Genomic DNA, 20,956 nt, shown 5'->3' with positions numbered 1-20,956 from the left:
GACTCAGTCCGTAGCGAGCGGCTCTCGCCGACGACCACACGATTTTTATTGGAGCCCCGACACCAGCCACGCGTGTTCCAAATGGTCCCCCTCCAGGCTGGATTCTTCCTGGTGTTTCTGTTGTTCGGCCTCGCAATCACCGCGCTGTGGGTGTGGGTGTCGTACTGGGTGTACACCGACGCCACCGACCGCGGCATGGACACCGCGACGCTGTGGGCCGTCGTCACGTTCGTCGGCGGCGTCATCGGACTGCTGATCTACATCCTCGTTCGCGAGGACTCGTCGGCGTCCCAGGCGGTGTCACCCTAGTCGCCGATCTCGCCGACGGCGCGCTCGCGGAGTTCGCCGGTCAGGTGCATCCCGTGCTGGTCGATCCGGCGGACGATCCGCTTTGCCTGTCGCGGGCTCAGGTACTTGTCTTCCAGCGTCGCCCGGACGACGACGCCGAAGCTGCTGGTGACCTGGGCACCGAGTCCGCGACACATCTGGCGGACGGTCCGATCCTCCGAAACGACCGCGACGGCCGATCGATCGTCGGGGTCCCGACGCGCCAGGACTCCCGCGATCACCGACGCCGCCGTCCCCACGTCCTTCTCGCCCAGCAGTCGCTGTGCGCGCTCGATGTCGGCGTCGTCTTCGGTGGTCGCCCGTACGTCGTCACCATCGAGTAGATCGTCGAGGTTCGTCGCCGTCGGCTCGACGGTCGAGCCCTCCCGGACGGGCTGGGGCACGACGACGTCGCCGTCGAAAGAGGTCAGCAAAGAGAGCTCGCCGACCTGCCCGAGGCTGTACACCGCCGTCGGACCGACGTAGATCCGACTCATAGCTCCGTCGCGGTGTCGGCGTCGAGCTCCAGATCCGACAGCGCGAGCTGTGTCGTGAGGTTCCGTTCCCGTGCCACGTCGAGCCACTCGGCGATCGAGAGATCGGCCAGCTGTGCGGCCTCGGCGGCCGACACGTCGCCGGACTGGTAGCGCTCGACCGCGACCCGAATCCGGAGGGTCTCCAGCCCTTCGTCGAGGGCCTTTCTGATCGTCGTCGAGCGATCCTCTGCGAGCAGTTCTGCGACAGCGTCCAGCTCTGCCTGCTCCTCGTCGGAGAGGCGCGCACTGATCGTCGGCATGTTTGCGCTCAACTACGCCGTATTACATAAACGTGTGGCCCTCGGGTCCGCGCCCGGTCGAAGGCGAGTGTCGTCCCGAACGCGACTCATACGGATTATTGTCGCCGTTTTCCCGGTCGACCGCACCACGATATGCGGTCAATCCGGTAAAGATCTACAATAATCCGTATCACAGTCCCTCGATGCTCCGGAGTTTCTGCTCGACTGCCGGCGGCGCGCCGCTGGGGCCGTCCCGGACGCGGTGGTCGGGGATCACCAGCGGGACCGGGTTGTCCGCGAGGGCCTCCCTGACGATCCGGCGACTCTCGTCGTCGTTCGGATCGAGAACCGGGGCCATCCGAACGAGTTGGTCGACGCCGGCCTCCTCGCCGTAAGGGATCTCCCGGACCGCTTCGAGCACGCTCCGGCGCTCGGTCGAGACGGTCAGGCCGACATCGACATCGCGGAATTCGTCCGTCTCGTTGTTCAGATACGCCTCGATCCGGTCGAGGAGGTCGTGGTCGGCTCGACTCTCCGCTGCTGGCTGCTCGGGGAACGACAGCTGGATGATCTTCTCGCCCGCCGCCCCGAACTGGACGTACCGGTCGAGAAACTCGAACTCGCGCGCGTAGATTCCCGCGTCTGGGCTGGCCATGTCCGATCACTCGCCCGGTCGCGTCTTGAAGATTCGGCTCCCGATCGACGACCGGACCGCTGTCCGAGACGCCGACGGGTCCCCGCCAGCGAGCCGGCCCCGCCGAGGGCCACCGAGCGAACCGAGGGCGTCGTCGCCAAGGGCAAGTCTTATGTGCAACTCTGTCCGTTAGTGTACAGTAATGGGCGATAGTGAGGAGATCGCACCGGCGGTCGAGTCGATCCTGGCGGCGGCCCGCGAGCGTGGCGGTGCCGACGGCCGCGTCGACGTCGAGCCCCGGTCGTTGACCGACGCGTTCGCGGACGCCGAGGCGGACGGTCGCGTCCCGGTGATCGCCGAGGTAAAGCCGACGAGTCCGACTGCGGCGGGCGAACGCACGGAGGATCCGGTCGCGCTGGCCGAGCAGATGGTCGAGGGCGGGGCGGCGGCCCTCTCCGTGCTGACCGAGCCCGAGCACTTCGGTGGGTCCGCGGCGACGCTGGCCCGGATCCGTGAGGCCGTCGACGTGCCAGTTCTTCGCAAGGATTTCGTCCTCCACGAGGACCAGTTAGACGTGGTCGAGGCGGACGTGATCCTGTTGATCGTGCGCTTTCTCGACGAGCCCGGCACGGGCGATCTGGCGGACCTGCTCTCGGCCGCCCGCGAGCGGGGATTCCAGGTCCTGGTCGAGACCCACACGGCCGACGAGTTGGCGCGGGCAATCGAGGCCGGCGCGGAGATCGTCGGCGTCAACAACCGCGATCTGGCGAAGCTGGCGGTGGATCTGGGCACCTTCGAGCGAGTCGCACCGGACGCACCCGAGGGCGTGACCCTCGTCGCCGAGAGCGGCATCCAGAGCCCGGCCGACGTGGCCCGGATGCGCCGGGCCGGGGCCGACGCCCTGCTCGTCGGCTCTGCGATCATGGACCACGGCACACCGGCCGAGGAGACAGACGTGACAGCGAACACGCGACGACTGACGACAGCGACGACAACACATGAGTAGCGAATCCAAATTCGGCGACTACGGCGGACAGTTCGTACCCGAGGCGTTGATGCCAGCTATCGAGGAGCTGACCGACGCCTACGAGCGGTACGTGATCGACAACGAGGACGGCTTCATGGACGAGTTCCGCCAGCGGCTGGCGGACTTCGGCGGCCGGCCCCTGCCCTTACAGCGGGCCGACCAGCTCTCTGAGCGCTACGACACCGAGGTGTACCTCAAGCGCGAGGACCTGCTCCACGGCGGGGCCCACAAGCTCAACAACGCGCTCGGGCAGGTCCTCCTGGCGAAGTACATGGGCAAAGAGCGGATCGTCGCCGAGACCGGCGCTGGCCAGCACGGCACGGCGACGGCGATGGCCGCGGCCCACCTCGACATGCCCTGCGAGATCTACATGGGCGAGACCGACATCGCCCGCCAGCGGCCCAACGTCTTCCGGATGCGGATCAACGACGCCGAGGTCAACGCCGTGACGACCGGCCGCGGGACGCTCAAAGAGGCGATCAGCGAGACGATGCGAGACTGGGCGACGACCGTCGAGACGACCCACTACGTCATCGGCTCGGTGGTCGGCCCGGCTCCGTTCCCGGCGATGGTTCGGGACTTCCAGTCGGTCATCAGCGAGGAGGCCCGCGAGCAGATCCAGGCACAGACCGGAGAGCTACCCGACACCGTGCTGGCGTGTGCCGGCGGCGGCTCGAACACGATGGGCGCGTTCCACCACTTCGTTCCGGACGAGGGTGTGGACCTCTACGCCGTCGAGGCCGGGGGCTCCTCGCTGTCGGTCGACGAGGAGGAGGGTGTCGCACCCAACTCGGCGTCGCTGTCGACCGGCGACGAGGGGGTGCTCCACGGGGCGCGCACGAAGCTCCTACAGGACTCTGACGGCCAGATCATGGAGTCACACTCCGTCTCGGCGGGGCTGGACTACGCGGGCGTCGGTCCGGAACTGGCCCACCTCGTCGACGAGGGGCGCGTGACGCCGGTCAACGTCGACGACGACACCGCACTGACGGCGTTCCACCGACTCTCTCAGGACGAGGGGATCATCCCGGCGCTGGAGACTGCCCACGCCTTCGGTTACCTCGAAGAGCACCACGACGACCTCGGCGAGACGGTGATCGTCAACGTCTCCGGCCGGGGGGACAAGGACCTCGAAACCGTCATCGAGGAGACCCAGAAACGGGAGCTGGACATCGCGCCGGACATGTCGATCTTCAACGAGATCGGAGGCGGGATCTAGATGGGACTGGAGCGAGCTTTCGCCGACGAACCCGCCTTCGTCCCGTACCTCGCCGCTGGCGACCCGGACTACGACGCCTCGATCGAGTACGTCGAGGCGCTCGCTCGCGGCGGTGCCGACGTAATCGAGCTCGGCCTGCCGTTCTCGGAACCGATCGCCGAGGGGTCGACGATCCAGGAGGCCGTCGTCCGATCGCTGGACGCCGGGATGAGTCCGGATCGGTTCTTCGAGTTCGTCGAGGAGCTGGACGTGGACGTGCCGCTGGTCTGTATGACCTACTACAACCTCATCTACCAGTACGGCTCCGGACAAGGCCCCGAGCCCTTCGTGAAGAAGGCCGCCGAGGTCGGCATCGAGGGGTTCGTCGTGCCGGACCTGCCCGCCGAGGAGGCCGGACCGCTTCGGGCGGCCTGTGACGAGTACGGACTGGACCTGATCTTCATCGTCGCGCCGACGACGAAGGGCGACCGGCTCCGGTCGATGATGGATCAGACCTCGGGGTACGTCTACGTGCAGGCGCGACTGGGCGTCACCGGCGCGCGCGACGACGTGGACGACGCGACCGAGGAGAGCCTCGCCCGCATCAGCGAGTGGGACGTACCAAAGGCCGTCGGCTTCGGCATCAAGAACGGCGATCACGCGGAGCGGATCGTCTCGGCCGGTGCCGACGGCATCATCGTCGGCTCCGCGCTGGTCGACATCGTGGCCCAGGGCCACGAGAACGGCGACCCCGCCGACGAGGTCGCGGCCCGCCTCGAACAGAAGGCCCGCGAACTGAAGCAGGGCGCGCTTCGGGGCGCACAGAATCGGCCGCAACCGGAAGGAACATAATCGTACTTGCCACACATTCGCACAACATGACCGCAGGGAAAGCAGCACGACTGGCGCGGATCGGGACAGGGGGGCGACACGTCATCGTCCCCATGGACCACGGCATCACACTCGGGGCCGTCGACGGCCTCGTCGACATCGAATCGACGATCGACGCGGTCACGACCGGCGGCGCGGACGCCGTCCTCACCCAGCGCGGGGTCGCCGATCGCGTCCACGAGAACACGAACGACGCGGGCTACATCGTCCACCTCAACGGCTCGACCTCGATCGGGCCAGACGAGAGCGACAAACGGCCGACCGGCACCGTCGAGGACGCCATCCGGGCCGGGGCCGACGCCGTCTCCTTTCACATCAACGTCGGCAGCGAGCACGAACCGGACCAGATCTCACAGCTGTCAGAGGTCACCAGCGCGGCCCGCGAGTACGGGCTGCCGGTCCTGGCGATGGCCTACGCCCGCGGCCACGACGTTCGCGACGAGGACCCCGAGCTGTTCGCCGAGGACCTCGGCCACGCGGTCCGACTGGCCGAGGAACTCGACGCCGACCTCGTCAAGACCGCTTACAGCGGCACGCCAGCGACGTTCGAGCGCGTCGTCGAGTCGACCGCACTGCCGGTCCTGATCGCAGGCGGCTCGAAGGGCACCGACGAGGAGACTCTCGACATCGTCCGCGGGGCGATGGACGCCGGTGCGGCGGGCGTCTCGATGGGACGCTCGATCTTCCAGCACGAGGAACCCGAGAAGATCGCTCGCGCCGTCGCCAGCGTCGTCCACGAGGATAGCGAGGCCGCCGCCGCGCTCCGTGCGGCCGGACTCGCCGTCGAGGCGTAGCGAACGACGAACGCGACCACCGCTGGCGACTTCTGACCGCCGAGACAGTGACGCGCCGACGGCGATCCCTCTAGCCGGGCCGATTGCCCGCATTCGCCACGTTCAAGCGGGACCGATTCGAGAGGTGGGACAATGACACGAAGCGTGTGGCTCAAGGCCGACAGCGAGGTCGGCGACTGGGAGACCCGAAAGCGCCGAATCACCGCCGGCCTCGAAGCCGGCGTCGACTGGGTGCTGGTCGACGAACACGACGTGGCCCGCGTCCGGGACCTCGGCGAGGTCAACGTCGCCGCCTTCGCCGGTGGCGACGTGACGGTCATGGACGCCGAGGGCGAGGAAGCCGAACCCGACGCTCGGGTCGTCGGCAAGGACGGCGAGGGCGACGGCACCGTCGACCTCCCCTCTGACTTCTCTGGCTCTGCGGACCTCTCTGCGCTCCGCCAGGACGGCGAGGCCCCACAGGGTGGCTACGTCCGCATCCGGTCCAAGGAGTACGAGGGCTTCGCCGAGGCCGTCGCCGAGGAGGCCGCCTTCACCATCGTCATCGGCGACGACTGGCAGATCATCCCCCTGGAGAACCTCATCGCCCGCGTCGGCGAGGAGACGGAGCTGATCACCGGCGTCCAGACCGCAGAAGACGCCAAGACCGCCTACGAGACGCTCGAACTCGGTGCCGACGGCGTCCTGCTTGACACCGACGATCCGGACGAGATCCGCCGTACCGTCGAGGTCCGCGACGAGGCCGGCCGCGAACAGCTCTCGCTGTCCTGGGCCGAGGTCACCGACATCGAACAGACCGGGTCCGCGGACCGCGTCTGCATCGATACGGGCTCGCTGCTGGAACACGACGAGGGAATGCTGATCGGCTCGATGGCTCGCGGACTCTTTTTCGTCCACGCAGAGACCGCCGAGTCGCCCTACGTGGCCTCGCGTCCCTTCCGGGTCAACGCCGGTGCGGTCCACGCCTACGTCCGCACGCCCGACGGCGGGACCAAGTACCTCTCGGAACTCCAGAGCGGCGACGAGGTCCAGGTCGTCGACACCGACGGCAACACCCGCGAGGCTATCGTCGGCCGCGCCAAGATCGAGAAACGGCCGATGTTCCGCGTGCAGGCGGAGACGGAGGACGGCGACCGGATCGAGACGCTGATCCAGAACGCTGAGACGATCAAGATGCACACCAGCGAGGGCCGGAGGGCGATCACCGACATCGAACCCGGCGACGAACTCCTGCTGTACACCGACGACAAGGCCCGTCACTTCGGCGAGGCCGTCGAAGAGTCGATCATCGAGAAGTAGCGTCCCGTGGTCTCCTCGTCACTGGAGCTCTGCCGTACACCAGTGACAGAAGTCGAGGTCCTCGTCGAGTTCCCGCCCGCAGTAGGGGCACTGCTGGCCCTCTTCGATGGCGGCCGCGGCGTTGATCTCGGTCGCGATCCGGTAGGCGTCGAGCACGCTCAAAAGCGAGACGGCCAGCAACGCGCCGCGGGCCTGCCAGGAGAGGGCACGGGTCATCTCGACCGACGCCGTCCAGATCGCCTCCGGCGTCGTGGCCGCCGGGAGCGTGGCCTCCGGCGCGAGGATACTGACGCCGAGCATCGCGAGGCTGAACCACAGCAGCGCACGGATCCACTCACGGAGGTAGAGGTGACCGAGACCGGGCGAGAGAAACGCCAGGGCGGCGGCGAGCAGGGGCCGTTTCTGGTCTGCATCGACCATGGTACCCCCCACTCCCGGGCCAATCGTTGTTAATCTTGCGCACCGAGTTCTCTTCCAGTGGTTGCCGGTCGCTCTCCGGAGTCATACTGCCGGCTGTCACTTCGTGAGGATCTTCGCCACCCGGGGTGGCGAAATCGGTCACAGATGTACAGCCGGTCGTATCAGGATAGCTGGTCGACCAGCCGTCTGAGCGTCGCCAGATCGTACTGTCCGGGTGCCGTTGCGTCGGCCGGATCGACGGGCGCGTAGCCGATCCGGGAGCCGTACAGCGGCGCGACGGGCCGAGAGTGGCGGCCGGCCTCGCCCATCGCCATCGTCGCCACGGTCTCGCCGGCCTCGGTCAGCCGGTGGGTCGCTTCCAGGAGCGCGAGCACGTCGCCACGGTCCCGTGCCGTCGTCGCGATCTTGCCCACGTCGCCGTACTCGCAGGCTCGTTCCAGCCGAGCCACGATGTCGTCTTCGGCCGGCGTCGCCTCGAAGTCGTGAGTCGAGACGACGACGCTCGCGCCGTGATCGCGAGCGTGCGAGACGACGCGGGCGGCGTCGTGTTCCCCCTCGGCTTCGAGGGCAGCAAGCTCCACGTCGACGGCCGTCACGGCGTCGTGCTCGACGGCCGTTTCGAGGGCGTCGAGTCGGGCGGCGTCGTCCGCGGCTTCGCCGCCCTCCCACTCGACGCGGTTGGTGACGAGCAGCGGCAGGTCTCCTTCGTAGTCGTCGAGCATCGCCAGTGGCTCGTTGGCGAAGTCCATCCGTAGCTCCATCCCGTCGGCGTCCTCGCGAGCGGCCGGTTCGTCGGCGAGGTCGGCCCCCGCTGCCAGTAGCGTAAACGAGTCGAAGTCCATGCGCCGCTGTTCTTTTGACTCCCACTAAGCCTGTTCGCTCTCGCCGTCGGGACACGCCTCGATCGGCGAGTGGGTCGCGCGATACCCCTCGTCGGTCCGTTCGACGCCGTCGACGCCGTAAAAGCGGATGTGTCGCTCCTGTTTGGTGTTGACGGCGGTGTCGTAGTGCTCGGCCTCGTAGCCGGGTTCGTTCCCGTCGGCTCGTCGCTGCTGGACCCACTCGCAGTGATCGGCGAGTCGCCGCTGGGCGATCGCCCGCGAGCGCTCGGGGGCGTCCTCGACGCGGTCGTCGAGCGCAGAGAGCAGATCGGCGTCCCGGTCGTAGCCCACCGAGTTGCGGCCGGCGACGAGCGCGGCCATCGTCGTCGTGCCGGTCCCGAGGAAGGGATCGAGGACGGTGTCGCCGTACGTCGAGAACATCGAGACGAGTCGGTAGGGCAGTTCCAGCGGGAAGGCACCGGACCGTTCGCGCAGCCCGTCCTCGACGGCTTGGCGCTCGCCCGTCAGCTCCCACAGGTCCGAGAACCAGACGTTTCGCTCCTCCCAGAAGTACGCGCTCTCGTAGCGGTCGTCGTCGCCGGGCGGGAAGGTGCGCCGTTGCCCGTTTCGAAAGACGAGGACGTGTTCGTGTTCCAGCGTCGGGTAGGCGTTGGGCGGCAACATTCCCGAGCCCATGAACTTCGTCGCGCGGTTCGAGGGCTTGCGCCAGAGGATGTCCGGTAGCGCCCGGAGGCCCCGGTCGGTCAGGCGGGTCGTGATCTCCGCGTGGTTCGAGAACGACCGAAAGCCGTCGCCGATCGAGCGGGTGGCGTCGCCGACGTTGATGCAGGCGATCCCGCCCGGCCGGAGTACCCTGACCACCTCGGCCCAGACGGTATCGAGCACGTCGTGCATCAACTGGAAGGCGCGCTCGCCGTCTTCGTCCGCCAGCGCGTCCTCGATGGCGGGATCAAGCGTCGCGAAGATGTCGTCCCACATCTCGATCATCGGATACGGTGGCGAGGTCACGACCAGGTCGACGCTGTCGTCGGGCAGCGCCAGCTCGCGGGCGTCACCCGTCACTACCCGGTGAGTCGTCTCCATAGAACGGCAGTCGAAACGAACCCCCTCGTGTCTTCTGGTTCGCGCTCTAGCGGCGCTCGATCATGTCCTGCAGTTCGTTGACCTTCGCGGCCTGTTGCTCGTTGGCCGCGGCGATCTGCTCGATCTCCGTGGCGACCTCCTCGGCGCTCTCGGCGGTCGTGTCGACCATGCTCGCGACCTCCTCGGTCGAGGCGGCCTGTTCGTCCGTCGCGGAGGCGACCTCCTCGGCACCCATCGCGGCCTCCTCGACGGCCTCGTCGATCTTCCGGAGGATGTCGACGGCGGTCTCGACCTGCGTGAGCCCCTCCTCGACCTGCTCGTTGGCGTGGTCGATGCTCTGGACGGTCTCTTCGGTGTCAGACTTGATGTTCGAGACCAGCTCTTCGATCTCGGCCGCGTTCTGCTGGGACTCCTCGGCGAGGCTCTTGACCTCGTTGGCGACGACTGCGAACCCCTCGCCGGCCTCGCCCGCTCGCGCGGCCTCGATAGAGGCGTTCAACGCCAGCATGTTCGTCTGGTCTGCGATGTCGTTGATCACTTCGACGATCTCGTCGATCTCGTCGATGCGGTCGCGCAGCTGCTTGACGTCGGCCGACACGTCGGTGTTGGCCTCGTCGACGGCCTCCATCGCACCGATCGCGTCGTCGGCGGCCTCGCGGCCCTCGGCGGCGAGATCGCGGGCGTCGTCGCTGACCTGCTTGACCTGGCTGGCACTGGAGGCGACCTCCTCGACGGTCGCCGAGAGGTTCGACACCTCGCTCGCGACCTCGCGCATGTTCTCGGACTGCTCGTTTGCGAGATCGCTGATCTGCTGGGAACTCTCCGAGACACCCTCGGAGGCCCGGAGCAACTCGTCGATCGCGCTCCCGAGTTCGCCACCAGCGAGAGTTCCACCAGACGAGGCCTCGACGCCTCCATCGGTACTTCGTTCCTGGTCCATAGCGGTACCAGCGGCTGGGACCGAATTAAACGTGACCACTCAGTTATCAGGGCTGATTACGCCAGCGGCGGCGAGACGAGTGGCCGCGTCGGCTCGCCGTCTCCGAGCGTCGAAAAACGGGCTCCAGTCACACGGAGTCTGTCGCCGTTTGCCGGTCGACCGGACGGCGTCCGGCCGAACGCTGTGCGGACGGGCTCGGGAGACGACGGAGAGCGTCTCCCGATGGCGTACAGTCGATCTGCCCCTGGTCGACAAGAATCCGTATCAGGCCATCGGGAGGCCCTGCTCGGCCTCCAGCAGTTCGTGGTAGCGGTTGCGGATCGTCACTTCCGAGATGTCGGCGACCTCGCTGACGGCGGCCTGGGTCGTCTTCTCGTTGGTCAGCAGTGCGGCGGCGTACACGGCCGCGGCGGCCAGTCCGACCGGGGACTTGCCGGAGTGGACGCCCTGCTCTTTGGCGTTCTGGAGCAGCTGACGGGCGCGGTGTTCGGCCTCGTCCGACAGCTCCAGCGAGGAGGCAAAGCGCGGGACGTAGCTCTCGGGGTCGGCCGGCGCGACTTCGAGCCCGAGTTCGCGGACGACGTAGCGGTACGTGCGTGCGATCTCGCTCTTCTCGACGCGGGAGACCTCGTCGATCTCGTCGAGGCTCCGGGGGACGCCGGCCTGGCGAGCGGCGGCGTAGACGGAGGCCGTCGAGACACCCTCGATAGAGCGGCCGGGCAGGAGGTTCTCGTCCAGCGCACGGCGATAGATGACGCTTGCGGTCTCGCGGACGTTCTCCGGGAGGCCGACGGCGGAGGCCATCCGGTCGATCTCGCCCAGCGCCTGCTTGAGGTTGCGCTCCTTGGAGTCACGGGTGCGGAACCGCTCGTTCCACTTGCGCAGGCGCTGCATCTTCTGGCGCTGCTTGCCCGACAGGGAGTTGCCGTAGGCGTCCTTGTCGCGCCAGTCGATGTTGGTCGACAGCCCCTTGTCGTGCATCATGTTGGTCGTCGGTGCGCCGACGCGGGACTTCTCGTCTTTCTCGCTGGAGTCGAACGCGCGCCACTCCGGTCCGCGGTCGATCTCGTCGGTCTCGACGACGAGTCCACAGTCCTCACAGACGGTCTCGCCGTGCTCGTCGTCGACGACCAGCGTGCCCGCACACTCCGGACACGCGGTCGATGTCGTCTCACTCTCTTCTTCTGTCTGTTCCTCGTCGGTGGTCGTGCGCGCTCTCGCTCGCGTTCTGGTGTTCGAATCGCTCATTGTACGAATGCGGGCGCTATCCGGGGTATCGGTGCCGAGAACGACTGGTGTCGTCCCATGCCAGGCGACGAACGGCGATGGTTCCGGTCCGTCATCGACGATCCCGGACGCTCGATTGGTACCAACACAGTGCCTTCGAAACTCATTTAAATCTATCGAATCTCGAAAGTCGAAACCGGTGTGAACGGTGCGAGCGTGGTGTTTGAGAGAGTTTGACGCACCCGTTCAAATAGGGTCTGGCCGACAGTTGGTACGTACTAGTCGGCCTCCGGCTCGATTTCGCCGGACTGCTGGGACTCTTCGACCGCGGTCGTCAGCGAGACGTTGAGCCAGGCCATCGATCCGAGCCCGCCGACGATCGTGACGGCGTTCTTGACGGCGTGATCGACGATCGAGATCGCGAGCGCGACCGGCCCCGTGACGGTCGTCAGCCCGACGACGATGAGGGTGAAGGCACCCTCGTAGAGGCCGATCCCGCCCGGCGACAGCGGGAGGATCTTCGCGAGGTTACCGACGCTGACCGCGAAGAACGCGGCTGCCACCAGCGACGGGGAGAGTTCGATGCTGGGGAAGGCAGCGAAGACGACGACCGCCGTCAACACGTCGACGATCCAGATGACGAGGCTGCCGACACCGACCCGGAGGAAGGCACCCCGGTCGGCGACGACGGTCTCGACGTCGCCGACGAACTGCTCGACGATCCCGGAGACGTACCGGGCGTAGGAGTCGTTGCTGAGCGCGGTGACCGCCCGGTGGACGAGATCGCTGTCCCGGCGGGCGCTGACGACGATCACGGCGACGCCCGCGATGGCCGCCGCACCGACGACAGCGGCGACACGGAGCGCCGTCCGCGCCGCCGCGGCGGGATCGAGCGTGTCGTCCCCGATCGTCACCGGGGGCACGTCGGCCGCGATCGCTCGGGCGACCTGGTCGGTCCCGCCGGTGACGACGAGGCCCACGAGGACGCTCCCGGCCAGGACGGTGATCGCGAGCAGGTCGAAGACGCGTTCGACCGCCAGCGAGGCGAACCCGGTCGGATACGGGATCTGCCGGCGGGCCTTGACGACGTAAGCCCGAACTCCGTCGCCGAGTCTGGCGGGAAAGACGAGGTTCCCCGTCTGACTGATGAAGATCGCGCCCGTGAGGAACCACGTGTCGCTGTCGTGGCCCAGCCGAGCGAGGATGTCCCGATAGCGCTGTCCGCGCAGCGGCCACGACAGCAGGTACACCACGCCCGAGAGCGCGACGACGCCGCCGTCGGCCCCGCCGATCGCGTCCAGGACGGCCGCCGGGTCGAAGACGACCGTCACCGCGAGCACGAGCGCGGCGATCACCAGCAGCGACCCGGCAGTCATGCTCACCTTCCGCGTGATCCGGGGGCTCACCGACAGCTGCCACCACGTCCGGACGATCTGGCTCCCCATCCCGAACACGTCCCGCACGAGGTCGACCTTCGAGTCGCCCTTGGGCGTCCAGTCGACCGGGAACTCCTTGACGCGGTACCCCTTTCGCTGGGCGCGGACCAGCAGCTCCGTGTCCCAGAACCAGTGTTCGTCTTCGACATCGTCGAGGAGATCGAGCGCCGCCGCCCGATCGAACGCTTTGAAGCCACACTGGTGGTCCTGCAGATCCGATCGCAGCAACAGCCGCACGAGGGTGTTGTAGCCGAGACTCGGCACCCCTCGCTTGGCGGGGCGATCGGCGCGGTTCTCCGGAAGCCACCGCGATCCCGTCGCCACGTCGTACTCGCCCGAACGGACCGACTCGACCAGCTCTTCGAGGTGGCGCATGTCCGTCGCCAGGTCGGTATCGAAGTACACCAGCGTCTCGCCGTCGGCCCGCCGGAAGGCGTCGGTCAGCGCGCCGCCCCGGCCCAGTCGCTCGTCGGAGTGGGCGTGGCGGACCCGCTCGTCGGCGTCGGCCATCCGGGTCGCGATCTCCGGTGTGCGGTCTTCACAGCCGTCCTCCGCGACGATCACTTCGAAGCTCCCCGCTGGCAGGAAGGCCGCCAGCGTCGACAGCGTCGTCTCGACCGTCTCCTCGATGGTCGCGGCCTCGTTGTAGGCCGGCAGGACGACGCTGACTTCCACGTCGCTCATTGTGTCACGGTGCGCGAGCGACCGAAAAGTACCTTCTGTTCGGCCGACGACCGCGGTCGGCGATTTCATCGTGACGACCGTCGAAACTCCGTCGCCACGACACTGCCGACAGACCGACGGCTGGCCGTCTCAGTCTGCGCCCCGTCGACGTTCGGCGGCGACGAACTGGGTCAGCGCGTCGTCGATCTCCGCCACGGAGTCGTACGGTCTGTCGACGACGATGTCGCCGGCCGTCGAGCGCCCGATGCCGGGGATCGCCCGTAGCTCGGCCATCGAGGCGGCGTTCGGGTCCAGCGGATAGGGCACACCGGTCACCGAGCGGTAGCCGTGGTCGGTGATCGCCACGTCGATGGTCCGGCCGAGTTCGCGTTCGCCGGGAATCCCCACCAGCAGCGGGTAGGTGCCAAGCTGGCGGCCGAAGGTCTTGCCGTCCTGGTGGTACTCCAGGGTCACGTCCGGGAGCACAGTCCCGACCGGCGCGACCCGCTTGAGCATCGGATTGTCGATCGTCTCGCGGACCTCCTGTTTGTACTGCTTGAACAGTTGCTTGTGGTCCTTGGCGATCTCCGCGCCGGTGTCGGCCATGTCGGTCCCCTCGAAGGCCATGACCTGCCGGATGTTGATCCGGCGCAGCATGTACCCCTCGTCGTAGACCCGCTGGAGGAACCGCTTGTTGTGCTCGAAGCTCTCCCGGCGTTCGCCCTTCAGTCCGTGGACGAGGTTGATCCCCGGCAGGAGCTTCGGGAGTCGGTTGGGGGCGTCACTGCCCGTACTGGGACCGCTGCCGGGCGACTCGCCCGGTCGGACGCCCGCGACCTCGTTGACGATCCGGACGGCCTGAAAACACTCTTCGGCGGAGACGTTGAGGTTGTTCTCCTCCTGGACGAGCGGGTCGGCCGACTCCAGCCCGAACGCCGCCGTGTCGCCGGGCGTGTTGTGTTCGGCGATGACGCGGATCCCCTCGCGGGCCTTCTCGGGCCACTCGACGATCGTGATGGGGTTCATGTTGTCGAGGTGCAGCGTCTCCAGGTCCGGCGCGACCGACCTGATGCCGCCGTAGAGATCGCGGAGCGCGTCGGGGTTCGGTGCCTTGCCGTCGCCGCCGTAGGCGAGGATGTCCGCCTGCCGACCCAGCCGGAAGTTCGCGACGCCGCGATCGGCGAGGGCGTCGACCTCGTCGACGACGCTCTCGGGCGGTCGGAAGTCGGGGTCGCCGTACATCGGCTCCGTACAGAACGAACAGCGGTAGGGACACCCACGCGAGGTCTCCAGTTCCGCGATGAGATACTCCGGATGGTTGGGGTGTTGCTCGACGACGAAAGCCCCCTGGCGCGCCCAGCGCGTCTCCTCGGGGACCCCGCGATAGCGGTCTTCGAACCCTTCGAGTCCGTTATCGACCAGATCGTAGGCCGCCGCTTCCACGTCGGCCATCGCCAGGAAGTCGAAGTCCAGGTCGTCGCGGGCCGTCTCGCTGGCCCCTTCGTTGGCCTCGCCGACGCCGAAGCGGACGGGGCCGCCCATCATCGACGTGCCCTCGGCAGTCCAGGCCAGCTTGCGGACCTCGTCGGGCTCTGCGGGCGTCCCGCCGACGTACTTGCCAGGGACGGTCATCCCGCCGACGTAGATCAGCAGGTCGGCGGCCTCCACGTCCTGCCAGCGGGCGCTGTCCTCGCGCAGCGCGTCGATCGTGTGGTAGGTGATCTGTGTCCGGGGGACGCCGGCGTCGACGAGCGCCCCGGCGGTGTAGCGCGGATACGTCGAGATGTACGGCGGGACCCCGAAGTGGGCGGGCTCGTCGACGTAGCCGTCGACGATCGTCACCGAGAGGTCGGCGGGGTCGGTAGTCATACCCGTCGTTACCGCCTCGACGCCTAAAACGGTGTCTGGTCGGGATCGGAGGTGGCCGCTCATACTACCGGCTGTACATCTGTGACCGATTTCGCCACCCGGGGTGGCGAAGCTCGTCACGAAGTGACAGCCGGCAGTATCAGCCTGCGAATGGGATGTACTTCAGGAGCGTGGCCGGGAGTCGACCGGCGGTCTGTTGCAAAATCGTCTCGTGGCCCAACAGCCGGTCTATGTAGTCGTCGACGACCGGGTTCGCGGACGCTTTCAGATCTGTGGGTTCGAGCTGTTCGTAGACCTGCCCACGGGTCCCCCGGAGCTGGCCACCGAAACGCAACAGATCGTCCGTGATCTGGAGCGCTCGTGGAGTCAGTGGTTTCCGAGCGGCGGAAACGCTGTCGAGGTCGTCGAGGGTCGCACCGAGGCGATCCCGGAGCCGCGTCAGGTGCTGGTCTTCCAGCATCGCGAAATCGTACGCCAGGTAGATGTTGTTGAGCAGTTGCAGTCGCTTCCAGCGACGGCTCCAGTGACGGTGCTCGTCGAACGCGCCGGTCTGGATCACTGCTCCCGGTCGAGCAACCGAGATGGCGTCCGTGTCGAAGCGGCCGATGTACGGCTTCGCGTGGCTGTTTAGCGTCTCTTCGTCCAACGGCCGGTCGTCGCGGCGGATCAGCTGCCCCCGTTCTCGCTCGCTGAGTGCGTCGGCGTCGTAGAGAAACGAGATCGTGGCAACTGGCCGTTCACCGATTCGGCCGACGTACGCGTCGGGCACGTTCGCTCCGAAGAGCCACCGATCGATCGGTCGGAAGATCTCCTGGACGAGCGGGCCACCGTCGTCGGCCCACGAGGGGGTACCTCCTGCGACGCGGAGGTCCTGGCGAACGGTCCGCTGGAACGCGATGAAATCGGAGAGGTCGAGGGACCTCGAACTCTCGAAGTACACTCGGAACCGGGCGACGGCCAGACCGAACGGGTAGTAGAGCACTCGGGCCGTCACGTCGAGGTTCACCAGATCGTACCGGCCGAACGTCCAGTCGGGGAGCGTGAACTCGTAGCTGGGGACGCAAAACAGCGGCCGGAACTCGAAGTTGTTGCGCCGCTCCGGGTACTGGAGGTGATCCCAGAACTCCCACCCACCGTCGAAGGTGCCGACGGCGTCGACTTCGACCGTCTTCGCGTCGTGGTCGCCGTCGGTGACGAGGCTCTCGGACCTGTTCCGGACGGCCGGCCGTAGCTCGGACCGATCGAACAGCCGCTCCAGGTAGAAGGCCTGTGTCGTCTCGGTAATCGTCCCCTCGTAGATCCCCATCGTCTCAAGCTTTATTTGCGAGCAGGGGTATTTTAAACCGTGGACTCTGTGGGCTGTAACGCCCTATACAGAGCCGCCGTGAGGCGGCACACTCGTGGTTAGAAGTCGGAACGGGGGTTAGACTCCCGCGATAACCTCGTCGTTCGCGGCGTGGCTCGATACCGCGCTGGGGGCGACTAGATCGGCGGAAAAACCGCCGGTCGAACGTGCCGCCTCGCGTTCGCACTCATCCGTCTCTGTGACTCGTTTCTCGACCACTGCGCCCGTGAGTTCCTGCCGACTGGACGAAGCGGAGCCTCCAGCCGCGGTGGTGAAACACTTATACCGCCCACCGACGTATCCGGCGTATGACCTACGATACCGTCGTGTTCGACAACGACGGTGTCCTCGTCGGTCGGACCGCCTTCGACGTTCTCCAGGACGCGACCCAAGAGACGTTCGAAGCGTTCGGTGTGACCGATCCGGACCCCAACCACGTCGAAAACATGACCGTGGGAGCGACCCCACACCAGGTAGCGACGATCTGCGGCCAGTACGACCTCCCCAGAGAGGAGTTCTGGCGCGCTCGCGAAGAGAAGATGGTCGAGGCCCAGCAGGAAGAGGCCCGCGCCGGACGCAAGCGCCCGTACGACGACATCGACACCCTCGACGGCCTGGACGCCGCGAAGGGCATCGTCAGCTCGAACCAGCAGGCGACCGTCGACTTCCTCCTGGATCACTTCTCGGTGCGGGATCACTTCGGCACCGCCTACGGCCGCGAGCCGACGATCCAGAGCCTCGATCGGCGCAAGCCAAACAGCCACTACCTCGACCGCGCGCTGGCCGACCTCGACGCCGACTCCGCGCTGTTCGTCGGCGACAACGAATCCGACATCCGCGCCGCGGAGAACGCGGGCATCGACTCGGCGTTCATCCGTCGCCCACACCGCACGGACTGGGAGCTCAACGTCTGGCCGACGTGGGACATCGACTCGCTGTCGGACCTCCACGACATCTGCCGGACCTGAGACGGGTTCTCGCCGTTTCCCCGGGCGAGCGCACGACGACGACAGCTACCGTTCCGTACGGAATGTTGTCGCCGTCTCGTACTGTCGGCTGTCCATCTGTGAACAACTTCGCCACCCCGAGGTGGCAAATATCGTCACGACGTGACAGCAGACAGTCTCAATAGTCCCCGAGCACGCCGAGTCGCCGGGCTCGCCGCGTCGCGCCCTCGAAGACGGCGTAGCCAAGCACGACGTAGCCAACGGCGACGCCGACGAGGACCAGCAGGTCGAGCGCGGGAAACTCCCACAGCCGCGTCCCGTCGATCATCGCCCGCTGGAGGAGCGCACTCCCCTGTGCCAGCGGGAGGAACTTCGTCCACCCGAGGTCGAACGCCGGGGCCGAGATCAGCAGGATGAACCCGAACTGGAGCAGGTTCAGCCAGTTGCCGATGCGCTTGTAGAGGACGGCGACGCCGCCGGCCGCGAAGCCAAGTCCCAGGACGGAGGCGATCGCCAGCCCGGAGACGACCGTGATCGTCACCACCGGCAACTGGAGCGTGGTGTCGGTGAGCAACAGCATCACCGCGAGGATCACCGCCGACGTGAGGAACGTCCGGACGACCTTCGCGACGCCTTTCAACAGCGCCACCGGCGCGAAGCCGAAGGGCGTCATGATGTGGCGTTCCAGGGTCCCCCACTGGACCTCGCTGCCGATGTCGTTCGAGATCGAGGAGTAGGCACCGACCGCGAGCGTCCACAGGAAGTAGCCGACGACGATCCCCTCCAGCGAGTCGGTCAGCGCCTGCCCGGCGATCATCCGGCCGCCGTAGAACAGCAGCCCGAAGAAGAACAGCGAGACGACGATCCCGCCGATGGCGTTGGCCGGGTAGCGCACGAACAGCAGGAACTCACGGACGAGGACCGCCCTCGCGAGGTGGTAGTAGGACGCCGGACGAGGCGTCTCTCCACCCCTCGGCGTCTCACCGGCTGGCTGTCCCGTCATCGTCGCCCCTCGCCGTCGTCGGTCAGCCCGAGGAACACGTCTTCGAGGTCGGACTGGGCCGTGTTCACGCTGTCGAGGGTCACGTCGGCGGCCCGTAGCTGGTCGGTCAGGTCGTAGAACCCCTCGCTGTCGGTCGCCACCTCGACGCGCGTTCGCTCGCCGTCGGTCGTCACCTGAGTCACCTCGAAGCGCTCGCGGAGACGGGCGAGCAGCGCGTCGTCGATGTCCGAACTGGCGACGGCGAACCGCTGACTGGCGTCGCCCGACAGGAGGCGCTCGACGGTGTCGTCCGCGATCACGCGCCCGTCGTTCATGATCACGACGCGGTCACAGACCGCTTCGATCACGTCCATGTCGTGGCTACAGAGCACGACGGTCAGCGCCCGCTCGTCGACGATCCGCCGCAGTTCGCGTCGCAGCGTCAGCGAACTCTCCACGTCCAGCCCCAGCGTCGGCTCGTCGAGAAAGACCACGTCGGCGTCGGTCGCCAGCACGCTGGCGAGTGACACCTTCTGTTTCATCCCTCGCGAGAGGTCTCGCACCGCTTCGTCGGCCTTCTCGGCGAGGTCGAGCTGGTCGAGCAGCCGCTCGTGGCGCGCCGTCACCGAGTCGGGATCGACGCCGCCGATCGTCGCGAAGTACCGCAGATTCTCCCGGACGGTCAGCCGCCAGTAGTCGTTGCGCGCGCCTTCGAGCATCGCGTCGACGTTGGCGTAGGCGGCACTCGGCTGTTCGGACACGTCGATCCCGTCGATCCGGACCGAGCCCGCGTCGGGCAACACCATCCCGAGGATCGCTTTGATCGTCGTCGTCTTGCCAGCACCGTTGGGGCCGAGCAGTCCGACGACGGAGCCACGGCCGACGCTGAAGGACACGTCGTCGACGGCGGTGACCGCTGCCTCGCCGCTCCCGAACCGCTTGGCGAGCCCCTCGACGACGAGAGCGGCGTCGTCGGGCGACTCGTCCGTCGCGGCCGCGTCGGCGCTCGTCTGCGGTCGCTCCTGGGTTTCCATCGACCGTCCGTACGTCGTGGCCGAGTAAAAAGTCCCGCACGCGTTCGCCGGGCCGGTAGCGGGCACGAACGCCGAGGTTCTCCAGAGGTGTCTACGATGACTGCGCAGTCGATCTCTCCGGGCTACCGGAGCCGAACGCCACCGAGATACAGCCCGTTGCAGACGACGAAGGCACCGACAGCGGCGTGAGCGACCCCGTACCAGAGAGATGGGCGGGTGTCGATCACCCAACCGAAGATCTGAACGCCGAGGAGCGCGAGCGCGAGACCGAGTAGTTGCCGAACGAGCGACGTTTCGAGTATCCGGATCGGGCCGAACGAACGGGGAGACTCCGCAGAGTTGGCGTCAGTCGAGGACACGGTGTTCGTCCCGACGCGCGGTCGACGGATAAATGTCAGCCCTCGAACGTCGCTCTGGAACGTCTGCACGCACTCACACGTAGATGTGGCCTTCCCCGCGCGGGCCGTGGAGCGGCTGTCTCTCGTTCTCGGCGACCCGGCCAGCCGAGACCACCGCCGCGAGGCTGTCGAGCGCGTCGTGGTGACGTTCGTACGCCTCGCGGAACCCCCCGAGATCGACGCTGCAGGCCTCGATCCCGTCGACGTTGGTCGCGCGCCGATCGCGCCGATCGCCCTTGTATCCCTCCCGGTAGAGCCCCAGCCAGCCGAAGGTCGCGGCGGGGTACACCTCGACGACGCGGGTCGTGGCGTCGCCGTCCTGCATCGGAGCGACGGCGACGGCGGGGTCGTCGGCGAGGCCGGCAAGGACGTTCCCGATCCCGTAGAAGGTCTGGTACTGGACCATCCGGTCGTAGGGACACAGCGCGGCGCGACGCAGGTCCGTCTCGCGACGCAGCGACGCGGTGCCGTCGCCCGTGTACTCGCGAGCCGAGGAGCGACACGTCGAGGCGAACTCGTCGGGATCGGTCGGGCCGTCGAGGGTGAGCCACTCGACCAGCCCGGCCCACTCGCCGTCGCAGTGCTCGTCCAGCAGCGCCTGCGGGAGGCTGAACGGGAAGTCGAGGCCGACGACGTCGAAGGCTGTGAGCCGCGAGCGCAGGCCGGCGTGGGCGTCCTCGCGGTCTGGTCCCCACTCGTCGGCCGCGCGATAGCAGTCTTCGACCCGCAGTCCGTCCCCCGTCTCCCGCGCCTCCGTCAGCCACAGCGAGCGCCCCGCGTCGCTCGCACCGCTGAAGTCGACGCCCAAGACACGCGAACTCATGC

22 protein-coding genes are annotated in these 20,956 nt (G+C 67.4%); 7 read left to right on the top strand and 15 right to left on the bottom strand.

Going from position 1 to position 20,956, the window contains the following annotated elements; genetic code table 11:
- Window positions 1-81: 81 nt before the first annotated feature.
- Complete coding sequence (locus IL252_RS03295; protein WP_208627365.1) at window positions 82-309, top strand: PLDc N-terminal domain-containing protein; 228 nt, start codon at window positions 82-84, stop codon at window positions 307-309.
- Here IL252_RS03295 and IL252_RS03290 read toward each other — a convergent pair.
- From IL252_RS03290 to IL252_RS03280, 3 genes are all read right to left on the bottom strand, one after another.
- Entirely contained in the window at window positions 306-824 is a 519-nt protein-coding gene (locus tag IL252_RS03290; RefSeq protein ID WP_208626659.1) for a hypothetical protein, read from the bottom strand. The two genes, IL252_RS03295 and IL252_RS03290, sit on opposite strands and share 4 nt — an antisense overlap.
- A complete protein-coding gene (locus tag IL252_RS03285; RefSeq protein WP_018257935.1) occupies window positions 821-1,123 on the bottom strand; it encodes a UPF0175 family protein in 303 nt (100 codons plus the stop codon). Before IL252_RS03285 ends, IL252_RS03290 begins: the two co-directional genes overlap by 4 nt.
- Before the next feature lie 169 nt (window positions 1,124-1,292).
- On the bottom strand, window positions 1,293-1,757 hold the full coding sequence (locus IL252_RS03280) for an MGMT family protein (protein WP_208626658.1): 465 nt from the start codon (window positions 1,755-1,757) through the stop codon (window positions 1,293-1,295).
- A gap of 181 nt (window positions 1,758-1,938) precedes the next feature.
- Here IL252_RS03280 and trpC point away from each other — a divergent pair, with 181 nt between their 5' ends.
- The 5 genes from trpC to IL252_RS03255 all read left to right on the top strand — a co-directional run bounded on the left by trpC (window position 1,939) and on the right by IL252_RS03255 (window position 6,945).
- Complete coding sequence (gene trpC, locus IL252_RS03275) at window positions 1,939-2,742, top strand: indole-3-glycerol phosphate synthase (protein ID WP_208626656.1); 804 nt, start codon at window positions 1,939-1,941, stop codon at window positions 2,740-2,742.
- Window positions 2,735-3,982 (top strand): tryptophan synthase subunit beta, encoded by a 1,248-nt coding sequence (trpB, locus tag IL252_RS03270; RefSeq protein WP_208626654.1) that lies wholly within the window; start codon window positions 2,735-2,737, stop codon window positions 3,980-3,982. Before trpC ends, trpB begins: the two co-directional genes overlap by 8 nt.
- Window positions 3,983-4,813, top strand: coding sequence for a tryptophan synthase subunit alpha (gene trpA / locus IL252_RS03265; RefSeq protein ID WP_170095034.1), 831 nt, complete (start codon window positions 3,983-3,985; stop codon window positions 4,811-4,813).
- Between the two features lie 26 nt (window positions 4,814-4,839).
- Window positions 4,840-5,646 carry a 2-amino-3,7-dideoxy-D-threo-hept-6-ulosonate synthase gene (locus IL252_RS03260; protein ID WP_208626653.1) on the top strand — a complete coding sequence of 269 codons (807 nt, stop codon included), beginning with the start codon at window positions 4,840-4,842 and terminating at the stop codon, window positions 5,644-5,646.
- Window positions 5,647-5,778: 132 nt separating this feature from the next.
- The gene (locus tag IL252_RS03255; protein WP_208626652.1) at window positions 5,779-6,945 is read left to right on the top strand and encodes a 3-dehydroquinate synthase II; all 1,167 of its coding nucleotides are present in this window, start codon (window positions 5,779-5,781) and stop codon (window positions 6,943-6,945) included.
- An 18-nt stretch (window positions 6,946-6,963) separates the two neighbouring features.
- On the opposite strand, the gene IL252_RS03250 is transcribed toward IL252_RS03255, so the two are convergent.
- From IL252_RS03250 to IL252_RS03215, 8 genes are all read right to left on the bottom strand, one after another.
- Window positions 6,964-7,365 (bottom strand): zinc ribbon domain-containing protein, encoded by a 402-nt coding sequence (locus IL252_RS03250; protein WP_153554045.1) that lies wholly within the window; start codon window positions 7,363-7,365, stop codon window positions 6,964-6,966.
- A 161-nt stretch (window positions 7,366-7,526) separates the two neighbouring features.
- Entirely contained in the window at window positions 7,527-8,207 is a 681-nt protein-coding gene (locus tag IL252_RS03245) for a type I 3-dehydroquinate dehydratase (protein ID WP_208626651.1), read from the bottom strand.
- Between the two features lie 24 nt (window positions 8,208-8,231).
- Window positions 8,232-9,290 carry a site-specific DNA-methyltransferase gene (locus IL252_RS03240; protein WP_208626650.1) on the bottom strand — a complete coding sequence of 353 codons (1,059 nt, stop codon included), beginning with the start codon at window positions 9,288-9,290 and terminating at the stop codon, window positions 8,232-8,234.
- A 46-nt stretch (window positions 9,291-9,336) separates the two neighbouring features.
- A complete protein-coding gene (locus IL252_RS03235) occupies window positions 9,337-10,230 on the bottom strand; it encodes a methyl-accepting chemotaxis protein (protein ID WP_153554048.1) in 894 nt (297 codons plus the stop codon).
- A gap of 264 nt (window positions 10,231-10,494) precedes the next feature.
- On the bottom strand, window positions 10,495-11,478 hold the full coding sequence (locus IL252_RS03230; RefSeq protein WP_153554049.1) for a transcription initiation factor IIB family protein: 984 nt from the start codon (window positions 11,476-11,478) through the stop codon (window positions 10,495-10,497).
- A gap of 257 nt (window positions 11,479-11,735) precedes the next feature.
- The gene (locus IL252_RS03225; protein ID WP_208626649.1) at window positions 11,736-13,577 is read right to left on the bottom strand and encodes a lysylphosphatidylglycerol synthase domain-containing protein; all 1,842 of its coding nucleotides are present in this window, start codon (window positions 13,575-13,577) and stop codon (window positions 11,736-11,738) included.
- Between the two features lie 129 nt (window positions 13,578-13,706).
- Window positions 13,707-15,425, bottom strand: coding sequence for a radical SAM protein (locus IL252_RS03220; protein ID WP_208626648.1), 1,719 nt, complete (start codon window positions 15,423-15,425; stop codon window positions 13,707-13,709).
- 139 nt (window positions 15,426-15,564) lie between these two features.
- On the bottom strand, window positions 15,565-16,731 hold the full coding sequence (locus tag IL252_RS03215; protein ID WP_208626647.1) for a hypothetical protein: 1,167 nt from the start codon (window positions 16,729-16,731) through the stop codon (window positions 15,565-15,567).
- A 347-nt stretch (window positions 16,732-17,078) separates the two neighbouring features.
- Between IL252_RS03215 and IL252_RS03210 the strand changes: the two genes are divergently transcribed.
- Window positions 17,079-17,738, top strand: a complete 660-nt coding sequence (locus tag IL252_RS03210; RefSeq protein ID WP_015763973.1) for an HAD family hydrolase — start codon at window positions 17,079-17,081, stop codon at window positions 17,736-17,738.
- A 157-nt stretch (window positions 17,739-17,895) separates the two neighbouring features.
- On the opposite strand, the gene IL252_RS03205 is transcribed toward IL252_RS03210, so the two are convergent.
- From IL252_RS03205 to IL252_RS03190, 4 genes are all read right to left on the bottom strand, one after another.
- Window positions 17,896-18,720, bottom strand: coding sequence for an ABC transporter permease (locus tag IL252_RS03205; RefSeq protein WP_208626645.1), 825 nt, complete (start codon window positions 18,718-18,720; stop codon window positions 17,896-17,898).
- Window positions 18,717-19,733: an ABC transporter ATP-binding protein gene (locus IL252_RS03200; protein WP_208626644.1), complete on the bottom strand. Its 1,017-nt coding sequence runs from the start codon at window positions 19,731-19,733 to the stop codon at window positions 18,717-18,719. Before IL252_RS03200 ends, IL252_RS03205 begins: the two co-directional genes overlap by 4 nt.
- A 122-nt stretch (window positions 19,734-19,855) precedes the next feature.
- Window positions 19,856-20,092, bottom strand: a complete 237-nt coding sequence (locus tag IL252_RS03195; RefSeq protein ID WP_170095024.1) for a hypothetical protein — start codon at window positions 20,090-20,092, stop codon at window positions 19,856-19,858.
- 73 nt (window positions 20,093-20,165) lie between these two features.
- Complete coding sequence (locus tag IL252_RS03190; RefSeq protein ID WP_208626642.1) at window positions 20,166-20,954, bottom strand: DUF429 domain-containing protein; 789 nt, start codon at window positions 20,952-20,954, stop codon at window positions 20,166-20,168.
- Between the last annotated feature and the right edge of the window lie 2 nt (window positions 20,955-20,956).

The organism is Halomicrobium sp. IBSBa, from assembly GCF_017612575.1.
GTDB lineage: Archaea > Halobacteriota > Halobacteria > Halobacteriales > Haloarculaceae > Halomicrobium.
The sequence above is the reverse complement of the archived record's forward strand: the minus strand, read 5'-3'. Positions and strand labels throughout refer to the sequence as shown.

What these genes read in the sequence shown, in the direction of transcription:
- IL252_RS03205 (WP_208626645.1), bottom strand. Translation starts at nt 18,720, where the DNA reads ATGACGGGACAGCCAGCCGGTGAGACGCCGAGGGGTGGAGAGACGCCT.
- IL252_RS03190 (WP_208626642.1), bottom strand. Translation starts at nt 20,954, where the DNA reads ATGAGTTCGCGTGTCTTGGGCGTCGACTTCAGCGGTGCGAGCGACGCG.
- IL252_RS03285 (WP_018257935.1), bottom strand. Translation starts at nt 1,123, where the DNA reads ATGCCGACGATCAGTGCGCGCCTCTCCGACGAGGAGCAGGCAGAGCTG.
- IL252_RS03235 (WP_153554048.1), bottom strand. Translation starts at nt 10,230, where the DNA reads ATGGACCAGGAACGAAGTACCGATGGAGGCGTCGAGGCCTCGTCTGGT.
- trpB (WP_208626654.1), top strand. Translation starts at nt 2,735, where the DNA reads ATGAGTAGCGAATCCAAATTCGGCGACTACGGCGGACAGTTCGTACCC.
- IL252_RS03220 (WP_208626648.1), bottom strand. Translation starts at nt 15,425, where the DNA reads ATGACTACCGACCCCGCCGACCTCTCGGTGACGATCGTCGACGGCTAC.
- IL252_RS03290 (WP_208626659.1), bottom strand. Translation starts at nt 824, where the DNA reads ATGAGTCGGATCTACGTCGGTCCGACGGCGGTGTACAGCCTCGGGCAG.
- IL252_RS03200 (WP_208626644.1), bottom strand. Translation starts at nt 19,733, where the DNA reads ATGGAAACCCAGGAGCGACCGCAGACGAGCGCCGACGCGGCCGCGACG.
- IL252_RS03210 (WP_015763973.1), top strand. Translation starts at nt 17,079, where the DNA reads ATGACCTACGATACCGTCGTGTTCGACAACGACGGTGTCCTCGTCGGT.
- IL252_RS03215 (WP_208626647.1), bottom strand. Translation starts at nt 16,731, where the DNA reads ATGGGGATCTACGAGGGGACGATTACCGAGACGACACAGGCCTTCTAC.
- trpA (WP_170095034.1), top strand. Translation starts at nt 3,983, where the DNA reads ATGGGACTGGAGCGAGCTTTCGCCGACGAACCCGCCTTCGTCCCGTAC.
- IL252_RS03260 (WP_208626653.1), top strand. Translation starts at nt 4,840, where the DNA reads ATGACCGCAGGGAAAGCAGCACGACTGGCGCGGATCGGGACAGGGGGG.
- trpC (WP_208626656.1), top strand. Translation starts at nt 1,939, where the DNA reads ATGGGCGATAGTGAGGAGATCGCACCGGCGGTCGAGTCGATCCTGGCG.
- IL252_RS03240 (WP_208626650.1), bottom strand. Translation starts at nt 9,290, where the DNA reads ATGGAGACGACTCACCGGGTAGTGACGGGTGACGCCCGCGAGCTGGCG.
- IL252_RS03280 (WP_208626658.1), bottom strand. Translation starts at nt 1,757, where the DNA reads ATGGCCAGCCCAGACGCGGGAATCTACGCGCGCGAGTTCGAGTTTCTC.
- IL252_RS03245 (WP_208626651.1), bottom strand. Translation starts at nt 8,207, where the DNA reads ATGGACTTCGACTCGTTTACGCTACTGGCAGCGGGGGCCGACCTCGCC.
- IL252_RS03250 (WP_153554045.1), bottom strand. Translation starts at nt 7,365, where the DNA reads ATGGTCGATGCAGACCAGAAACGGCCCCTGCTCGCCGCCGCCCTGGCG.
- IL252_RS03295 (WP_208627365.1), top strand. Translation starts at nt 82, where the DNA reads ATGGTCCCCCTCCAGGCTGGATTCTTCCTGGTGTTTCTGTTGTTCGGC.
- IL252_RS03230 (WP_153554049.1), bottom strand. Translation starts at nt 11,478, where the DNA reads ATGAGCGATTCGAACACCAGAACGCGAGCGAGAGCGCGCACGACCACC.
- IL252_RS03255 (WP_208626652.1), top strand. Translation starts at nt 5,779, where the DNA reads ATGACACGAAGCGTGTGGCTCAAGGCCGACAGCGAGGTCGGCGACTGG.
- IL252_RS03225 (WP_208626649.1), bottom strand. Translation starts at nt 13,577, where the DNA reads ATGAGCGACGTGGAAGTCAGCGTCGTCCTGCCGGCCTACAACGAGGCC.